The organism is Mesorhizobium jarvisii (assembly GCF_003601985.1).
GTDB classification, from domain to species: domain Bacteria; phylum Pseudomonadota; class Alphaproteobacteria; order Rhizobiales; family Rhizobiaceae; genus Mesorhizobium; species Mesorhizobium jarvisii.
In genome coordinates this window covers 251222-268776 of sequence record NZ_QZXA01000008.1, presented here as the reverse complement: position 1 = coordinate 268776, position 17555 = coordinate 251222, and the positions used below count along the sequence as shown (strand labels likewise).

Below are 17555 nucleotides of genomic sequence, written 5' to 3'. Positions count from 1 at the left end.
CCTTGGCGCCTTGTCGCGACCTTCGGCGGGAGTGACGTGCTGGACCGCCGTTTGCGGCCTTGACGGCATGGCTTGGAAACGCGAACTCTTCGCCGCCGACTCATGTAGCCCTCAAGGCGTTGCCGGCGTCGCCATTGCCGTCACTGCGGGAAGACTTCATGAGCAATCATCTGTTCGATGCGTTCAAGTCCCGGATGCCGGCGCCCGGGCATCTGTTGATGGAAACCGATGACGGGCGCTCGCTCAGCTATGGCGACATGCTGGCGCGGTCGGCACAGTTCGCGCATGCGCTGCTGCAATTGGATGTCGAGCCCGGCGACCGGGTCGCCGTGCAGGTCGACAAGAGCCCGGAGGCGCTGCTGCTCTATCTCGCCTGCGTGCGCGCCGGCGCTGTCTTCCTGCCGCTCAACACCGCCTACACGCTGACCGAGCTCGGCTATTTCTTCGGGGATGCGGTGCCGCGCGTCATCGTTTGCGATCCGGCAAGGGCGGCCGATATCGGGCGCATGGTCGAGCCATCCGGCGCCGTCGTCGTCACGCTCGACCGCAATGGCCGGGGATCGCTGGCGGACCAGGCCTCGCGTCTGCCGTCGGATTTTCACGATGTGGCGCGCGGGCCTGATGATCTCGCGGCAATCCTCTACACGTCGGGAACGACAGGCCGCTCGAAAGGCGCCATGCTCAGCCACGAAAACCTGGCCTCGAATGCGCGGGTGCTGGTCGAGCAATGGCGCTTCACGTCAGACGACGTGCTGATCCATGCGCTGCCGATCTTCCACACCCATGGCCTGTTCGTCGCCACCAATGTCGTCCTGATGGCGGGCGCCTCGATGCTGTTCGAGCAGAAATTCGATCCGGCCCGGATCGTCGCGCTGCTGCCGCGCGCCACCGCGCTGATGGGCGTGCCGACCTTTTATGTGCGGCTGCTGCAGCAGGATGGATTGGACCGACAGGCGACGAAGACCATCCGCCTGTTCGTGTCCGGCTCGGCGCCGCTGCTGGCCGACACGCACAAGGCCTGGCGCGAGCGCACCGGCCACGCCATTCTCGAACGCTACGGCATGACCGAGACCAACATGAACACCTCGAACCCCTATGAGGGCGAACGGCGCGCCGGCACGGTCGGCTTCCCCTTGCCGGGTGTCGCTTTGCGCATCGTCGACCCCGACAGCGGCAAGCCACTGGCCCAGGGCGAGGTCGGCATGATCGAGGTCAAGGGTCCGAACGTTTTTGGCGGCTACTGGCGCATGCCGGAAAAGACCAAGGCGGAATTCCGCGCCGACGGTTTCTTCATCACCGGCGATCTCGGCATGGTCGACGCCGACGGCTATGTCCATATCGTCGGCCGCGGCAAGGACCTGATCATTTCGGGCGGCTACAACATCTATCCGAAGGAGCTCGAAAGCGAGATCGACGCGCTTGATGGAGTGAGCGAAAGCGCCGTCATCGGCGTCGCCCATCCGGATTTCGGCGAAGGCGTCACCGCGGTCGTCGTGCGGGCGCCAGGGGCAGCGATCACCGGAGCCGAAATCCTCGGCGCCATCGCCGGGCGACTGGCCAGGTACAAGCACCCGAAGCAAGTGATCTTCGTCGACGAATTGCCGCGCAACACGATGGGCAAGGTCCAGAAGAATCTTCTGCGCGATGCCTATAAGGATATTTACGCGTCCTAACTGCCGTTCGCCGTCTTGCGCGGCTTGTTGATCCTGGTGCCGGAACCCCACAAGGCGCGCTGAAATAGCCCGCGTTTACGGTTGCGCGGCACGAGATCGATATCCCCGACCAGTTTCGCGCCGCCCTTGCGCCGCTCCAGCGTGATCTTGCGGGTGTGGAACGCTTCCAGCTCGGCGCGATGCGCCACGCTGACGATGGTAACCTCAGGCAGTTCGCGGATCACCGTTTCCATCATCTGGTCCTGGCTCTTTTCGTCCAGCGCCGACGTTGCCTCGTCCAGCACGACGATGTCGGGGCGATGCAGCAAGAGGCGCGCGAAGGCGACACGTTGCTTTTCGCCGCCCGACAGGATCTGGTCCCAGGGCGCTTCCTCCTTGATCCGGCCGCCGAGGTGGCCGAGGCCGACCTTGTCGAGAGCTGCCTTGATCTGGTCGAGCTTCCACTTGTCGGCGGCCGCGGGGTAGGCGACCACCCGGCGCAGCGTGCCCGAAGGGATGTAGGGCCGCTGCGGCAGCATGAACAACCGCTTGTCGGGATGGAAATTGACGCTGCCGCTTCCCCACGGCCACAGGCCGGCGATCGCCCGCACCAGAGTTGACTTGCCCGAGCCGGATTCGCCCGACACCAGCACCCGTTCGCCCGCTTCGACCGCGACTTCCGTTTCCTTCACCATGGACGTGCCGTCGTCGAGCGTCACGGAGAGATTGTCGAGGGAGAGCATGGTGTCGCCCTTGGTCTCGCCGTGCTGGATGCGCCCGAGCTCGTCGCTCTGCTCGGCGCGCTCCAGCCCGTCGAGCGACATCATCAGCGAAGCAATGCGGCGTGCGGAGGCGTTCCAGTCGGCGAGGCGCGGATAATTGTCGACCAGCCAGCCGAAAGAGCCCTGCACGATGGCGAAGGCGGACGCCGCCTGCATGACCTGGCCGAGCGACATCGAGCCTTCAAGGAATTTTGGCGCGCACAGCAGCACCGGCACGACCGGTGCGAACAGGCTCGAACCCTGCGACACCAATGCCGTGCGCATGTGCTGGCCGGTCAGTTGTGCCCAGCGTGTCAGCACGCCGGCAAAGGTCTTGTCGATGCCGCTGCGTTCCTCCTCCTCGCCGCCGAGCAAGGCGATGCTCTCGCCGTTTTCGCGCACGCGCGTCAGCACGTAGCGGAATTCGGCTTCCGCCTGGTTCTTCTCTTCGGACAGCCGCACGAAATCGCGGCCGATGACGAACATCGACGTGGAGGTGATCGCGGCATAGATCACCGCCGTGACGACGAGGAAGCCGGGCACGGTGAAAGTCGAGCCTCCCAGGGTGAAGCTCAAGGCCCCGCCGATCGTCCACAGCACCACGATGAAGGTCGAGGCCGACAGGGTGGCGACAATCACGCCGGCGACGAAGTCGACGGGCGCCTCGGTGGCGACGCGCAGATCTTCCGAGAGGCGGGCCTCGGGGTTCTGGTGGTCGCCCTGCACGAGGTTCAGCTGGTAGTAGCGGCCATTGGCGAGCCAACGCGCTATCACCGAGGTGGTCAGCCAGGCGCGCCAGCGGCGCTGCATCGTCATGCGCAGATAGACCTGCGTGACGACAAGGCTGATGCTGCCGATGACGAGCGGCACGAACACCGCGCTCAGGAAATAGACGGTGTGGGCGTCTCGCTTCTCGATGGCGTCGAAAATCGAGCGGTTCCAAACATTGATCCCGTACTGGAAGCCGACATTGATGCCGATCAGGATCAGCAGCCCGATCGTCAATGGCCAGCCGAGCCTGTCGCCGTGCCGCCCCCAATAGCCGCGCCCGCTGATCCAGAACCGTTTCAGCAAGTATTTCTTGCGCGCCTGTTCTACCTGCTCGGGCGTCAGCTCGGGATCGGGTTCGACGGCCTCCGGCGGTGAGGCTTCGCCGACAATCTCGGACGCCGCCGCTTCCACGGTCGATGCCTTCTTGTCGCGCGGCTTCTTTTCGCCCGGTTCCTCCCCGCGCGGTCTCTCGTCACGCGGCTTTTGCCGTCGCGGCTTCGGGGTGCCGCGCGGTTTGATGCCGTCGGCCGGTTTCGATCTGGGTTTCGCCTCGGACATACGCCCCGACAACGAGCTTGAAATCAAAAGGTTTCATGTCGCCCGATTGATATGGCAAAATTCCCGGCTGCGACCGCTATCTCGGGTACAGCAGTTCGACGACATGGTCGGCGATGGCCAGGCTTGCCGTCAGGCCGGGGCTCTCGATGCCGAACAGGTTGACGATCCGTCCGGCTCCGTGGTCGGCCGGACCCTGGATGATGAAATCGGCGGCAGGCTGGCCGGGACCTGACAGTTTCGGCCTGACCCCGGCATAAGCCGCCTGCAGAGCGCCGTCGGCAAGACCGGGCCAATAGCGCCGGATCGCTTCGTAGAAGACGGTGCTGCGGCCGGGGTCGACCGTATAATCCACACGGTCGATCCATTCGACATCGGGTCCGAAGCGCGCGCTGCCGCCAAGGTCGAGCGTCAGATGGACACCGAGGCCACCTTCGACCGGAACCGGATAGATCAGCCGCGAAAACGGCGACCGGCCGGGAAGCGCGAAATAATTCCCGCGCGCCAGCCACTGTCGGGGGATGAAATCCCCGGGGAAACCGTCGATCCGGCCGGCCAGGGCCTGCGCATCGAGGCCCGTAGCGTTGATGAAAGCGCCGGCATCCAGGGCGAAGGCCTCGCCATTGGCATCGCGCGTTTCGATCCGGATCCCGCCAGCCTCCACCGTCGCCCTTGCAACGGTGGTCAGGAAAGCAAAGGACGCACCGGCGGCTTCGGCCTCGCCGCGCAGCGACAGCATCAGCGCATGGCTGTCGACAATGCCCGTCGATGGCGACAGCAGTGCGCCGGCGCAGGTCAGTGCCGGCTCCAGGCTTTCGGCCTCGCTTTGCGTCAAAAACTCGAGATCATCAACCCCGCTGCGTCGCGCATTGGCCTCGATCTTCCGCAACCCGTCGGTCTGGCCGGGCTCGCTGGCGACAATCAGCTTGCCGGTGCGCTTATGGGCGATGTCGTGCTCGGCGCAGTAGGCGTAGAGACGCCGGCGCCCCTCGACGCAGAGCCGGGCCTTCAGGCTTCCCGGCGCATAATAGAGCCCGGCATGGATGACTTCGGAATTGCGCGAACTGGTGGCGGTGCCGATCGCATCGGCCTGCTCGACCACCACCACCTCGCGGCCCGACACGGCCAGCGCCCTGGCGACGGCAAGCCCGACGACGCCCGCTCCGGCGACGACACAATCGATTGTCTGCATGGCCCCGCCTTTAGCGTGAAGCGCCGGCCTCGAACACCTTGTCGCCGCCGATCCAGACGCTTCCTATGCCAAGATCGTCCGACAGCGCAACGATGTCGGCCGCCGTGCCGTTGGCCAGACGGCCAAGCCGGTGCGACTGGCCGATCGCCTGCGCCGGATAGAGCGAGGCCATGCGCAAGGCCTCGGACAGATCGACACCGACGACATCGTGCATGAACCGCACAGCCGAGATCATGTCGAGATCGGCGCCGGCCAGCGTGCCGTCGGCAAGCCGCAGGCTCCCGTCCTTGCGGTAGATGGTGCGGCCGTTGAGCGTGAACGAGGTCATGTCGGTGCCGATCGTTGCCATCGCATCGGTGACCAGCACGATCTTGCCCGGCCCCTGCTTGGCGTCGAGCGCGATCCGGATGCTGGCTGGATGGACGTGGATGCCGTCGGCGATCAGTCCGGCTGACAATGTGCCGATGTTGACGGCCGCGCCGACGAGGCCAGGCTCGCGGTTGCCGATCTGGCTCATCGCATTGAACAGATGGGTGACCACGCCGGCACCCGCATCGGCAAAGGCTTTTGCCGTGGCATAACCCGTGTCGGAATGGCCGAGGCTGACGATGATGCCGGCCTTGGCCAAGGCCGCAACGCGCGCCGGATCGACGGATTCCGGTGCGATCGTGGTGAGCAGCACCGGTAGTTTCGGCCGCGCCGCGATCAGCATTGCCTGGTCGGCATCCGTCATCGGCCGGATCAGCGCCGGATCATGCGCGCCCTTGCGCGCGATCGACAGATGCGGGCCTTCGAGATGCAGGCCGAGGAAGCCCGGCACCTTTTGCAGCGCGGCGGCCTCGCCAGCGGCGATGGCGGCAGCGGTGATCGCGGGCGTGTCGGTGATGAGCGTCGGCAGCAGCGCCGTCGTGCCGAACGGCGCATGCGCCCGGCAGATGGTTTCGATCGAGGCGACATCGGGGTGGTCGTTGAGCATGACGCCGCCGCCGCCATTGACCTGGATGTCGACGAAGCCCGGCACCAGCATGCCGCCGCCGGTGTCGGCGGCGCGGATATCCGAGGGAAGGGCGCCGGTGGGTAAAATCGCCTCGACCAGGCCGTCGCGCACGACTAGGGCGTGGCCTTCATGCCAGTCGTCGCCGTCGAAAATGCGGGCGCCAGTCAGGGCAAAACGGTCGCTCATACGGTCTCCGTCACCTTGCGAAGATTGCGCGGCGTGTCTGGATCGAGGCCGCGATGGCGCGCGAAGGCCTCGACGAACACGTAGAACGAAACGATCAGCGTCAGCGGATCGGTCAGCGGGTGACCGGTGGCGACATGCGGCAGGCGGGTGGCGCGGTTGGCAAGCGCTGAGGTGACGAACACCGGCGCACCCTTGGCCGCCAGCCCGTCGGCCGCCTCAGTGATGGACGGTTCTGACGCATCGCGCGCGGCCAGCGCCAGCACCGGAAAATCGGGACCGATCAGCGCCAGCGGGCCATGCATGACTTCGGCCGCGCTATAGGCCTCGGCATGCATGCCGCAGGTTTCCTTGAACTTCAGCGCCGCCTCGTTGGCCATCGCCGCCGACGGGCCGCGGCCAAGGATGAACAGCGATTTCTGCTTCTCGATGGTTTCGGCCAGCACGCTCATCCAGTCGCAGGCGATCGCCTTGCCGAAATGCTCTGGCAAACGGGCCAGTGCTGCCAGAAGAGCTTCGTCGCCGGTGGAATGCGCCATCAACGCAAGACCGGCGACGGCGGAATTGACGAAGGTCTTGGTCGCCGCGACGCTGCGCTCCGGGCCGGCAAGGATGTCGATCGCATAGTCCGAGGCGCGCGCCAGCGGCGAGTCGGCGGTGTTGGTGATGGCGATGGTCAGCGCGCCGCCGGCGCGGGCGGTTTCGGCCATGGCGACGATGTCGGGGCTCTTGCCCGACTGCGAGATCGTGAGACACGCCGAGCCGTCGAGCCTCAGCTTGCGGCCATAGATCGAGGCAATGGACGGACCGACCGAAGCGACGGCAAGGCCCGCGGTCAGCTCCACGGCATATTTCATGAAGGTGGCCGCATGGTCGGACGACCCGCGCGCCACGGTGACGACGAAATGCGGGTCGCGCTCCTTGATACCGCGCCCGGCCTCGGCGAGCACGGCGCCGGAGCCGTCGAGCAGCCGGGCGACGGCCTCAGGGATCTCCTCGATCTCGCGCTGCATATGGGTGGTGTTGGAGATCATGGTCGGCCCTCTTCGCTCGGCCCTGTCAGCCGCAGTTCGGCAACGAAATCATAGGCGTCGCCCCGGTAGATGGAGCGGGTGAATTCGATCACCTTGCCGCTCGCCAGATAGGAAATGCGTTCGATATGCAGGCCGGCGATACCGGGCGGCACTTCGAGCAGACGCGCATCGCTGTCGCCGAGATTGGCGGCCGAGATGCGCTGCACCGCCCGTACCGGGCGGTTGCCGGTCAATTCCAGCGCCGTATAGAGCGAGGAGCCGATACCAGCTGGGTCGGGCAGCACGCTCGCTGACAGCGAGGCGCGTTCGATCGCCAGCGGCGTGTCGTTGGCGATGCGCAGTCGCGCCACGCGCGCCACCAGTTCGCTCGATGACAGGCCAAGCACCATCATCTCGTCGGGCGAGGGCGCGTAGAGGCCGCGGTCCAGCCATGCCGAACGCACCGCCATGCCGCGCCGCGCCATGTCTTCGGTAAACGAGGTCAGCCGCGACAGCGATTGCTCGACGCGCTCCATGCGCGGCGCCACGAAAGTGCCGGAGCCGTGGCGCTGCACGAGGATGCCGCCCTTGACCAGATCCTGCACCGCCTTGCGCACGGTGACGCGCGAAATGTCGGCCTTGGTGGCGATGTCGCGTTCGGAAGGCAGCGCGTCGCCCGGGCCGATCAGGCCGCGATTGACGGCGTCCTCGATGCTTTTGCGCAGCTGCAGATAGAGCGGCGCGCCGCTTTGCGCGGACTGCTTCAGCGTGGCAAAGATCTGGTCGGCGGCGTCATTCATCGCGCCGCCTCCACCGGTCTGGCGAAAAGCCGGACCGCCATCTGCACCGCGCCGCCCAGCGCATCGTCGAGCGGCGGCTTGAGCAGTGCCCGGTAGCGCGCCGACAGGCGCGGCGCGTAGAGCGGCGCCAGCCCGCCGAGCAGGCAAAGCGGCGCATCGTCCGAAAGGCCGAGCGCGCCGAGTGACGCCTCGACATCGCCGACCGCCTTGTCGACGATCCAGTTGGCGACGGCATCGCCCTTTTGCGCATGCTCGAACACTTTCGGCGCGAAGCCGCCGAAATCGCCGGGCTTGGCATTGGTGGTGAATTCGACCACGTCCTCGGGATTGTTGCGGAAGATGGCCATCATGGTGTCGGTCAGCGGCGAAGCCGCGCGCACGCCGTCATGGGCAAGCAGCGTCTGCTCCAGGAGGTCGCGGCCGATGCGGGCGCCGCTGCCCTGGTCGCCGACCTGGAAGCCCCAGCCGCCGATGGCGCGCGACGTGCCATCCTTGCGCGCCATATAGGCGGTGCCGGTGCCGAGGATGGCCATGGCGCCGTCACCGGAGCCGACGGCCCCTTCGAGCGCGATCTCGGCATCGGTCTCGACACGGCTTGTGCTGAACGGCAGGATGGCTTCGAGCTGCTGCCGGTAGGTGCCGACATTGGCACCGGCAAGGCCGAGAATGGCCGGTGTTTGCGGGATGAGTTCGGGATCCTTCCCGGCGGCGATGAAGGCTTGCCGCGCGGCGTCGACAATGTTCGAGCGCGCGCCGGTGAGGTCGGTGCGGATGTTGGCGGCGCCGCTTTTGGCACGGCCGATGACCGAACCTTCAACCGTTGCCAGGGCGGCCCTGCAGCTGGTGCCGCCGCCATCGATACCGAGCACGAATTTCACGCGATTTCTCCTCCGGGCGGATAATACCAATAAAATACCAATAGCCAAGAGTTAATTTCCGTTTCAAAAAGATTAAGCCGTATTTTATTGAAAATCCTGAACATTTCGTCGGCTGAACGATTTCCTCTCCGCGATTTCGTTAATGCGTGTGGACAAGTGGTATTTTTTTGGTATTGTTCTGGTATTGGAGGAACACGGATGGCTGAAACGCGCACCGAAGCGCTTCACAGGAATGCCGAGGGGCTGGATATCCAGGCTCCGGAAGCCATCCTTGTTTCGCTGGCCGATGCGCAGATCGAAGCCGCCAAGGCCGTCCACAACGCCATCCCCGCCATCGCTCGGGCAGCCGAGATCATCGCCAGCCGGTTGAACGGCGGCGGCAAGCTTGCGTATGCCGCGGCCGGCAGTTCCGGCCTGATGGCTTTGGCCGACGCCCTGGAGCTTCCCGGCACTTTCGGCATCCAGCGCGACCGCATCGCCATCCTGATCGCCGGCGGCGACGAGGCCTTCAAGACGCTGGCCGGCGGCCCCGAGGACGATACGGAGGAAGCCGCGGCGGCGGTCGCCAAGGCCGGCATCGGCGCCGGCGATTGCCTGATCGCCCTTTCCGCCAGCGGCACCACGCCCTATGCGGTGCGCGCCATCGAGGACGCCCGGCGCCGTGGCGCGGCCACCATCGGCATCGCCAACAACCGGGGCTCGGCGCTGCTGCGTCAGGCGGAAACCGCCATCCTCTTGGAAACGCCGCCGGAAGTGATCGCCGGCTCGACGCGCATGGGGGCCGGTACCGCCCAGAAGATCGCGCTCAACATGCTGTCGACGCTGACCGCCGTCCATCTCGGCCATGTCCATGACGGCTACATGGTCAATCTCATGGCCGACAACATCAAGCTGCGCGACCGCGCCGCGCGCATCGTCGCCGCCCTCAGCGGGCGCGACAGGGACGAAGCCGCCCGGCTGCTCGAAAAGAGCGGCGGCGCGGTCAAGACCGCCATTCTGCTCGCCGCCGGCGCCGACAGCGCCGATGCGGCGGAGAAACTGCTGGAAGGAACCGGCCAGAAGCTGCGACCGGCGCTTTCCGCGATCGAGGGGAGCAAGGGGCCTAAAACCTCTGTTCTCATCAAAACCGAACCTGAAAAAGGTCAACAGGGAGACTGAGCATGACAACGAAATTACTGACGGCACTGCTTCTGGGCACCAGCATTCTCGGCTCGGCCGGGTTGGCTCATGCCGAGGACGTAACGCTCAACATCGAAAGCTGGCGCGGCGACGACCTTGCCATCTGGAAGGACAAGCTGATCCCGGCCTTCGAAGCCAAGAATCCCGGCATCAAGGTGGTGTTCGCGCCATCGGCTCCGACCGAATATGACGCAGCCCTCGGCGCCAAGCTCGCCGCCGGCTCGGCGGGCGACCTGATCACCTGCCGCCCCTTCGACAAGTCGCTCGAGCTCTACAAGAAGGGCAACCTCGCCGATCTCTCGGCGCTGCCCGGCATGGAGAACTTCTCGCCGGTCGCCAAGTCCGCCTGGCAGACCGATGACGGCAAGGCGAGCTTCTGCGTGCCGATGGCGTCCGTCATCCACGGCTTCATCTACAACAAGGACGCCTTCGACAAGCTCGGCATCAAGGTGCCGACGACCCGCGACGAGTTCTTCGCCGCGCTCGACAAGATCAAGGCAGACGGCACCTACATCCCGATGGCGATGGGCACCAAGGACCTCTGGGAAGCCGCGACCATGGGCTACCAAAATATCGGCCCCAACTACTGGAAGGGCGAGGACGGCCGCGCCGCGCTGATCAAGGGCACGCAGAAGCTGACCGACAAGGACTGGGTCGCGCCCTATGAGGAGCTGGCCAAGTGGAAGCCTTACCTCGGCGACGGTTTCGAGGCGCAGACCTATCCGGACAGCCAGAACCTGTTCACGCTCGGCCGCGCCGCCATCTACCCGGCCGGCTCGTGGGAGATCGGCCTGTTCAACACCCAGGCCCAGTTCAAGATGGGCGCCTTCCCGCCACCGGTCGAGAAGGCCGGCGACACCTGCTACATCTCCGACCATACCGATATCGGCATGGGTCTGAATGCAGCCTCCAAGCATGCCGACGCGGCCAAGACCTTCCTGTCCTGGGTGGCCTCGCCGGACTTCGCCACCATCTACGCCAACGCGCTGCCGGGCTTCTTCAGCCTGAATTCCTCGCCGGTGAAGATGGCGGACCCGCTGGCGCAGGAATTCGTCTCCTGGCGCGGCAAGTGCAAGTCGACGATCCGCTCGACCTACCAGATCCTGTCGCGCGGCACGCCGAACCTCGAGAACGAGACCTGGGTTGAATCGGCCAACGTCATCAACGGCACCGACACGCCGGAAGCCGCGGCCAAGAAGCTGCAGACCGGTCTCGACAGCTGGTATAAGCCGGGGAAGTAAGAGCTCAGGCAACGGAGCCGGCCGGGCGCATGCCTGGCCGGTTCCGGATACCCTGGCCTTCAGAATAAGTCCGTTCAGATAGCGATTGTCGGCACCGCCTCGCGGCCTTACCCTTGCTCGTCTTGGGGAACGCTAGCTGATCAGTCGAGGCCTTTGTTCTTGCCGCACCGGGCAAGGACGTCGGGGCCGTGCATCGAGGCATCATCTAGCAACAACATCGTCTGGAACCGAGAGACGGCGGGAACCGAACTCATGGCCGCAGATATCAGCCCGAAAAGACCGTTTCGCTGGCACATCGCCATCTTCCTGGCGCCGGCCGTGCTCGTCTATACGGCGATCATGATCCTGCCGCTTGCCGGCACGCTGCAGCTCTCGCTGTTCCGCAACATCGAGCAGCACCAGGTCTTTGTCGGTCTGGACAATTTCCGCACCCTGTTCGGCGACCCCAACTGGTCGGTGAATTTCTGGAATGCGCTGCGCAACAATGTCTGGTTCTTCATCATCCATATGCTGGTGCAGAACCCGATCGGCGTCATGCTGGCCGCCCTCTTGTCCAGCCCGAGGCTTAGATTCGCGGCCTTCTACCGCACGGCGATCTTCGTGCCGACCATCCTGTCCTTCGTCATCGTCGGCTTCGCCTGGAAGCTGATCCTGTCGCCGCTGTGGGGCGTGGCGCCGCATATGATGGACCTTATCGGCCTGAAAAGCCTGTTCACGCCCTGGCTCGGCAAGGAGCAGTACGCGCTGACCGCGCTCAGCCTGATCTCGGTGTGGCAGTTCGTCGGCATCCCGATGATGCTGATCTACGCCGCCCTGCTGTCGATTCCCGAAGAGGTGATCGAGGCCGCCGAATGCGACGGCATCACCGGCATGTCGCAATTCTGGAAGATCAAGCTGCCGCTGATCCTGCCGTCGATCGGCATCATCTCGATCCTCACCTTCGTCGGCAATTTCAACGCCTTCGACCTGATCTACACCGCGCAAGGCGCGCTCGCCGGACCGAACTATTCGACCGACATTCTCGGCACCTTCCTCTACCGCGCCTTCTTCGGCTTCCAGCTGCAGGTCGGCGATCCCAATATGGGGGCGGCGATCGCCACGATGATGTTCCTGATCATCCTCGGCGGCGTCTGCGTCTACCTCTTCCTCGTCCAGACGCGCCTGCGTCGCTACCAGTTCTGAGGGGTGGATATGTTACGGCTGAACACCCCCCTCTGGCCTGCCGGCCATCTCCCCCGCAAGGGGGGAGATCGGATGTCATTTCGGCCTTCGCCAATCTCCAGCGTTGCAAGACGTGCGGCAACGCAAAAGCTGCCAATCTCCCCCCTTGCGGGGGAGATGCCCGGCAGGGCAGAGGGGGGTGCCTGGGCGCCGACCTCACGGATCGCGATTGTCCAGGAGACCTTCCAATGAGCACCGCTACCCGTTCGCTGCCCCGCACCATCGGCGCTCACGCGATCCTTTTGACCTACACGGCGATCGCGCTGTTTCCGGTGATCCTTGTCATCATGAATTCGTTCAAGTCCCGCGCCGGCATTTTCGGCGCGCCGCTGACGCCGCCGACGCCAAAAACCTTCGACCTGATCGGCTACACCACCGTCATCGGCCAGGGCGACTTCATCCACTATTTCCAGAACAGCCTCGTCGTCACCGTCGCCTCGCTGTTCTTCGTGCTTTTGTTCGGCGCCATGGCGGCATTTGCGCTGTCGGAATACCGCTTCCGTGGCAATTCGCTGATGGGACTCTATCTGGCGCTCGGCATCATGATCCCGATCCGGCTGGGTACCGTCGCCATCCTGCAATTGATGGTGGCGAGCGGGCTGGTCAACACGCTGACGGCGCTGATCCTGGTCTACACCGCGCAAGGCCTGCCGCTCGCCGTCTTCATCCTGTCGGAATTCATGAAGCAGGTGTCCGACGATTTGAAGAATGCCGGCCGCATCGACGGCCTATCGGAATACACCATCTTCTTCCGGCTGGTGCTCCCGCTGGTGCGGCCTTCGATGGCGACGGTCGCCGTCTTCACCATGATCCCGATCTGGAACGATCTGTGGTTTCCGCTGATCCTGGCGCCGTCGGAAGAGACCAAGACGGTGACGCTCGGCGCGCAGCTCTTCCTCGGCCAGTTCGTCACCAACTGGAACGCCATCCTGGCCGCACTCTCGCTGGCGATCATGCCGGTGCTGATCCTCTACGTCATCTTCTCGCGGCAGCTGATCCGCGGCATTACGTCGGGAGCCGTCAAGTGAGTTCGCAAAAGCCTCTTCGCGTCGTCGTCGCCGGGCTCGGCAATATGGGCCGCAGCCATGCGCTGGCCTATCACACCAATCCGGGCTTCGAGATCGCAGCCCTCGTCAACCGCTCCGACGTACCGCTGCCGGACGGCCTGTCAGCCTATGGCATCAGGCGGTCTTTCGACGAGGCGCTGCGCGACGAAAAGCCCGATGTCGCCTGCGTCGCCACCTATTCCGACAGCCATGCCGACTATGCGGTGAAGGCGCTCGAGGCCGGCTGCCATGTCTTCGTCGAAAAGCCGCTGGCAACGACGGTGGCCGACGCCAAACGTGTCGTCGCGGCCGCCAAGGCCAACGGCAAGAAACTGGTGATCGGCTATATCTTGCGCCACCACCCGTCCTGGATCAGGCTGATCGCCGAGGCGCGCAAGCTCGGCGGCCCCTACGTCTTCCGCATGAACCTCAACCAGCAATCCGCAGGCCCTACCTGGGAGACGCACAAGCAGCTGATGCAGACGACCTCGCCGATCGTCGACTGCGGCGTCCACTATCTCGACGTCATGCTGCAGATCACCGATGCCAGGCCGGTCGAGGTGCGCGGCATGGGCGTGCGGCTGACGCAGGAGGTCGCGCCGACCATGTACAATTACGGCCACTTGCAGGTGCTGTTCGATGACGGCTCGGTCGGCTGGTACGAAGCCGGCTGGGGGCCGATGATTTCCGAAACCGCCTTCTTCGTGAAGGACGTCATCTCGCCGAATGGCTGCGTGTCGATCGTCATGAAGGAAGGTGTGAAGTCCGACGACATCGACACCCATACCAAGACCTCGACCATCCGGCTGCACAGTGCGGCGACCGGCCCGGACGGCAAGTTTGTCAAGGCGGACGAGATGCTGTCCATGGCAGGCGAACCCGGCCACCAGGACCTCTGCGATCTCGAACAGGCCTTCGTGCTGAAGGCGATCCGCGAGGACATGGATCTCACCCGCCACATGGACGACGCGGTCAAGTCGCTCGCCGTCTGCCTTGCCGCCGACGAGAGCGTGCGCAGCGGCGCAGCCGTCAAACTCTAAAGCTAGGAACAATATTGTGGGCTCGCTGAAGATCGAGAATGTGAAGAAGGCCTTCGGGCCGGTCGAGGTGCTGAAGGGCATCAACCTCGAAGTGACCGATGGCGAATTCGTCGTCTTCGTCGGCCCGTCGGGCTGCGGTAAGTCGACCTTGCTAAGGGTCATCGCCGGGCTGGAGGATTCGACCTCGGGCCGCGTGGTCATCGACGGTCAGGACGTCTCCGTCACGCCGCCGGCCAAGCGCGGTATTGCCATGGTCTTCCAGACCTATGCGCTCTACCCGCATCTGACGGTGAAGAACAATATGGGCCTCGGCCTGAAACAGGCCGGCACGCCGGCAGCCGAGATCGACCGCCGCATCGGCATCGCCTCGTCCATGCTGTCGCTGGAGCCCTATCTGGAACGGCGCCCGGCCGAACTCTCCGGCGGCCAGCGCCAGCGCGTCGCCATTGGCCGCGCCGTGGTGCGCGAACCCAAACTGTTCCTCTTCGACGAGCCGCTGTCGAACCTTGATGCGGCACTGCGCGTCAACACCCGGCTTGAGATCGCGCAGTTGCACCGCCGGCTGAAGGCGACGATGATCTACGTCACCCACGACCAGGTAGAGGCGATGACCTTGGCCGACAAGATCGTCGTGCTGAACGCCGGCAGGATCGAGCAGATCGGCGGCCCGATGGAGCTCTACAATTCACCGGCGAACGAATTCGTCGCCGGCTTCATCGGCTCGCCGAAGATGAACTTCATCGACGGCGCGCGCCTCGGCGAGACGGCCAAGACCATCGGCGTGCGGCCGGAACATCTGACCGTCGATCCGAAGTCAGGCAGCTGGAAGGGCACGGTGGTGCATGCCGAGCATCTCGGCGCCGACACCAATCTTTATCTCGATTGCGAGAAGGCCGGACTGATTACGGTGCGGATTTTCGGCGTCTATGACGCCGAGCCGGGCGCGACGCTCTATGCGACGCCGGATCCGGCGAGGACGTATAGATTTGGCGCGGATGGGAAGACGATCAAGTAGCGCGGGACCGCGCTCTTCCTTCCCCCCCCTTGTGGGGGAAGGTGGATCGGCGCGCAGCGCCGAGACGGATAAGGGGTGCTCCAGCGAAGTGAGGCGTCGGCGTTCCCTGGAGCACCCCTCATCCGACTCGCTTCGCGAGGCCACCTTCTCCCGCGAGGGGAGAAGGTCAGGAGCCGCCGCCTACAAATCAGCCTTGAACGTCTGCTTCTGCTGGCCCAGGCCCTCGATGCCCAGTTCCACCACATCGCCAGCCCTGAGGAACACCGGCGGTTTCATGCCCAGCCCAACGCCGGGCGGGGTACCTGTCGAAATGATGTCGCCGGGATGCAGCGACATGAACTGGCTAAGATAGGACACCAGATATTTGACGCCGTAGACCATGGTCTTGGTCGAGCCGTTCTGCATGGTCTTGCCGTTGACGGTCAGCCACATCTTCAGGTTCTGCGGATCGGCGACTTCGTCCTTGGTCACCAGCCACGGGCCGGTCGGGCCGAACGTGTCGCAGCTCTTGCCCTTGGTCCACTGGCCCTGGCGCTCGGCCTGGAAAGCACGCTCGGAGACGTCATGCGCAACGGCGTAGCCGGCGACATAATCCAGCGCATCGGCTTCGCTGACATACTTTGCCGTCTTGCCGATAACCACGGCGAGCTCGACTTCCCAGTCGGTCTTTTCAGAGCCGCGCGGGATCAGCACGTCGTCATCCGGACCGACAATGGCCGAGCTTGCCTTCATGAAGATGATCGGTTCCGGCGGCACGGTGGCGCCGGTTTCGGCGGCGTGGTCGGAGTAGTTGAGGCCGATGCAGATGAATTTTCCGGTGCCGCCAACGCAGGCGCCGAGGCGAGGCTTGCCGGAAACCACCGGCAGCGACTTCGGATCAAGCTTGCCCAGCATCTCCAGCGAGGCCGGATGAAGCGTGGTGCCGGCAATGTCGGCGACATGGGCGGAGAGATCGCGGATCGTTCCATCCGCATCGAGCAGGCCGGGGCGTTCGCTCCCCACCTCGCCATAGCGCAGCAGTTTCATCTAAATCCTTCTCCTGGTTGCGGCCTCGCGACCTTTTGCAAACTCTCCGCCCGAGGCGATGGCTCCCCGAGGAGCCGGGCGGACCGTACCCATCGACCTCTTCCCGGGCAAGCTCGGACAGCTGTTGGGCGGGCCGGCGCGCCGGAATTTCAGACTTCCCGATCCGCGGCAAACGTTAGGGCGCAGCCCGATCTCAGATCGACCAGCCGCCGTCGATATTATAGGCCTGTCCGGACGTGTAGGTTGCGCCGGCCAGATAGACGGCGAGATCGGCGATTTCCTCCGGCGTACCGAGCCGGCCCATCGGCTGGCGGGCGATGAAGGCGGCGCGGGCGGCTTCGTAGTCGCCTTGCGCATGCATGCGGTCCTGCAGCGACGGGCTCTCGACCGTGCCGGGGCAGATGGCGTTGCAGCGTATGCCCTTGCCGACATAGTCGGCGGCAATCGCCTTGGTCAGGCCGATGACAGCGGCCTTGGTAACGCCATAGGCAAAGCGGTTCGGCACGCCTTTGCCGGCGCCGGCGACCGAAGACATGTTGACGATCGATCCGTCGCCGCGCTCCAGCATACCGGGCAGCACGGCCCTGATGGTGCGGATCATGGCGCGGACATTGAGGTTGAAGGCGAAATCGAGATCGCCATCCTTCATCTCCAGGATCGAGCCGGAATGGACGAAGCCGGCGCAGTTGAACAGCACGTCGACGCGGCCGATCTCGGCGAAGGCGGCGTTGACCGCCTCGTCGTTGAGCACATCGAGCTTGCGGGTCTTGATCCCTGGCGTCTTGGCGAGTTCGGCGAGAAGCGTCTCGTTGATGTCGGTGGCGTGGACGGTGGCTCCAGTCTTGGCGAAGGCCAGCGCGCTCGCCTTGCCGATGCCTTGCGCCGCCGCCGTGATGACAACCACCTTGCCTGCCAGATCCGCCATGCTTCTTTCCTCGCCTGCTTGGGTCAACTGCCTTTATCGGCGGCCGGCCAAGGCGTCATG

General features: G+C 64.8%; 15 protein-coding genes. 7 read left to right on the top strand and 8 right to left on the bottom strand.

Going from position 1 to position 17555, the window contains the following annotated elements:
* The first annotated feature begins 158 nt into the window (after positions 1 to 158).
* Positions 159 to 1673 carry a malonate--CoA ligase gene (locus D3242_RS21690; RefSeq protein ID WP_064985331.1) on the top strand — a complete coding sequence of 505 codons (1515 nt, stop codon included), beginning with the start codon at positions 159 to 161 and terminating at the stop codon, positions 1671 to 1673.
* On the opposite strand, the gene D3242_RS21685 is transcribed toward D3242_RS21690, so the two are convergent.
* The 6 genes from D3242_RS21685 to D3242_RS21660 form a co-directional block, all read right to left on the bottom strand.
* Positions 1670 to 3742, bottom strand: a complete 2073-nt coding sequence (locus tag D3242_RS21685; protein ID WP_064985330.1) for an ABC transporter ATP-binding protein/permease — start codon at positions 3740 to 3742, stop codon at positions 1670 to 1672. The genes D3242_RS21690 and D3242_RS21685 overlap by 4 nt on opposite strands.
* 76 nt (positions 3743 to 3818) lie before the next feature.
* On the bottom strand, positions 3819 to 4931 hold the full coding sequence (locus D3242_RS21680) for an NAD(P)/FAD-dependent oxidoreductase (protein WP_064985329.1): 1113 nt from the start codon (positions 4929 to 4931) through the stop codon (positions 3819 to 3821).
* A 10-nt stretch (positions 4932 to 4941) separates the two neighbouring features.
* Positions 4942 to 6114: an N-acetylglucosamine-6-phosphate deacetylase gene (nagA, locus tag D3242_RS21675; RefSeq protein ID WP_064985328.1), complete on the bottom strand. Its 1173-nt coding sequence runs from the start codon at positions 6112 to 6114 to the stop codon at positions 4942 to 4944.
* On the bottom strand, positions 6111 to 7145 hold the full coding sequence (locus D3242_RS21670) for an SIS domain-containing protein (RefSeq protein WP_019862376.1): 1035 nt from the start codon (positions 7143 to 7145) through the stop codon (positions 6111 to 6113). Before D3242_RS21670 ends, nagA begins: the two co-directional genes overlap by 4 nt.
* Positions 7142 to 7924 carry a GntR family transcriptional regulator gene (locus D3242_RS21665; RefSeq protein WP_019862377.1) on the bottom strand — a complete coding sequence of 261 codons (783 nt, stop codon included), beginning with the start codon at positions 7922 to 7924 and terminating at the stop codon, positions 7142 to 7144. Before D3242_RS21665 ends, D3242_RS21670 begins: the two co-directional genes overlap by 4 nt.
* A complete protein-coding gene (locus D3242_RS21660) occupies positions 7921 to 8802 on the bottom strand; it encodes a glucosamine kinase nucleotide-binding domain-containing protein (RefSeq protein ID WP_064985327.1) in 882 nt (293 codons plus the stop codon). Before D3242_RS21660 ends, D3242_RS21665 begins: the two co-directional genes overlap by 4 nt.
* A 198-nt stretch (positions 8803 to 9000) precedes the next feature.
* Between D3242_RS21660 and D3242_RS21655 the strand changes: the two genes are divergently transcribed.
* The 6 genes from D3242_RS21655 to D3242_RS21625 all read left to right on the top strand — a co-directional run bounded on the left by D3242_RS21655 (position 9001) and on the right by D3242_RS21625 (position 15544).
* A complete protein-coding gene (locus D3242_RS21655; RefSeq protein ID WP_064985326.1) occupies positions 9001 to 9960 on the top strand; it encodes an N-acetylmuramic acid 6-phosphate etherase in 960 nt (319 codons plus the stop codon).
* A gap of 2 nt (positions 9961 to 9962) precedes the next feature.
* The gene (locus tag D3242_RS21650; RefSeq protein ID WP_064985325.1) at positions 9963 to 11222 is read left to right on the top strand and encodes an ABC transporter substrate-binding protein; all 1260 of its coding nucleotides are present in this window, start codon (positions 9963 to 9965) and stop codon (positions 11220 to 11222) included.
* 252 nt (positions 11223 to 11474) lie between these two features.
* Positions 11475 to 12404 carry a carbohydrate ABC transporter permease gene (locus tag D3242_RS21645; protein WP_064985324.1) on the top strand — a complete coding sequence of 310 codons (930 nt, stop codon included), beginning with the start codon at positions 11475 to 11477 and terminating at the stop codon, positions 12402 to 12404.
* A gap of 227 nt (positions 12405 to 12631) precedes the next feature.
* A complete protein-coding gene (locus D3242_RS21635; protein ID WP_010912697.1) occupies positions 12632 to 13471 on the top strand; it encodes a carbohydrate ABC transporter permease in 840 nt (279 codons plus the stop codon).
* Positions 13468 to 14529, top strand: a complete 1062-nt coding sequence (locus D3242_RS21630) for a Gfo/Idh/MocA family protein (protein WP_064985323.1) — start codon at positions 13468 to 13470, stop codon at positions 14527 to 14529. The genes D3242_RS21635 and D3242_RS21630 overlap by 4 nt, the downstream gene beginning before the upstream one ends.
* A 16-nt stretch (positions 14530 to 14545) precedes the next feature.
* The gene (locus tag D3242_RS21625; protein WP_064985322.1) at positions 14546 to 15544 is read left to right on the top strand and encodes an ABC transporter ATP-binding protein; all 999 of its coding nucleotides are present in this window, start codon (positions 14546 to 14548) and stop codon (positions 15542 to 15544) included.
* Positions 15545 to 15724: 180 nt separating this feature from the next.
* Here the strand turns inward: D3242_RS21625 and D3242_RS21620 are convergent, their stop codons facing one another.
* On the bottom strand, positions 15725 to 16570 hold the full coding sequence (locus D3242_RS21620) for a fumarylacetoacetate hydrolase family protein (RefSeq protein WP_019862383.1): 846 nt from the start codon (positions 16568 to 16570) through the stop codon (positions 15725 to 15727).
* Between the two features lie 193 nt (positions 16571 to 16763).
* Positions 16764 to 17495 (bottom strand): SDR family oxidoreductase, encoded by a 732-nt coding sequence (locus D3242_RS21615; RefSeq protein WP_019862384.1) that lies wholly within the window; start codon positions 17493 to 17495, stop codon positions 16764 to 16766.
* Positions 17496 to 17555 lie beyond the last annotated feature (60 nt).

Bases quoted from the DNA above. Each gene is read 5' to 3' on its own strand.
- D3242_RS21690 (WP_064985331.1), top strand. From the start codon at position 159: ATGAGCAATCATCTGTTCGATGCGTTCAAGTCCCGGATGCCGGCGCCC.
- D3242_RS21685 (WP_064985330.1), bottom strand. From the start codon at position 3,742: ATGTCCGAGGCGAAACCCAGATCGAAACCGGCCGACGGCATCAAACCG.
- D3242_RS21680 (WP_064985329.1), bottom strand. From the start codon at position 4,931: ATGCAGACAATCGATTGTGTCGTCGCCGGAGCGGGCGTCGTCGGGCTT.
- nagA (WP_064985328.1), bottom strand. From the start codon at position 6,114: ATGAGCGACCGTTTTGCCCTGACTGGCGCCCGCATTTTCGACGGCGAC.
- D3242_RS21670 (WP_019862376.1), bottom strand. From the start codon at position 7,145: ATGATCTCCAACACCACCCATATGCAGCGCGAGATCGAGGAGATCCCT.
- D3242_RS21665 (WP_019862377.1), bottom strand. From the start codon at position 7,924: ATGAATGACGCCGCCGACCAGATCTTTGCCACGCTGAAGCAGTCCGCG.
- D3242_RS21655 (WP_064985326.1), top strand. From the start codon at position 9,001: ATGGCTGAAACGCGCACCGAAGCGCTTCACAGGAATGCCGAGGGGCTG.
- D3242_RS21650 (WP_064985325.1), top strand. From the start codon at position 9,963: ATGACAACGAAATTACTGACGGCACTGCTTCTGGGCACCAGCATTCTC.
- D3242_RS21645 (WP_064985324.1), top strand. From the start codon at position 11,475: ATGGCCGCAGATATCAGCCCGAAAAGACCGTTTCGCTGGCACATCGCC.
- D3242_RS21635 (WP_010912697.1), top strand. From the start codon at position 12,632: ATGAGCACCGCTACCCGTTCGCTGCCCCGCACCATCGGCGCTCACGCG.
- D3242_RS21620 (WP_019862383.1), bottom strand. From the start codon at position 16,570: ATGAAACTGCTGCGCTATGGCGAGGTGGGGAGCGAACGCCCCGGCCTG.
- D3242_RS21615 (WP_019862384.1), bottom strand. From the start codon at position 17,495: ATGGCGGATCTGGCAGGCAAGGTGGTTGTCATCACGGCGGCGGCGCAA.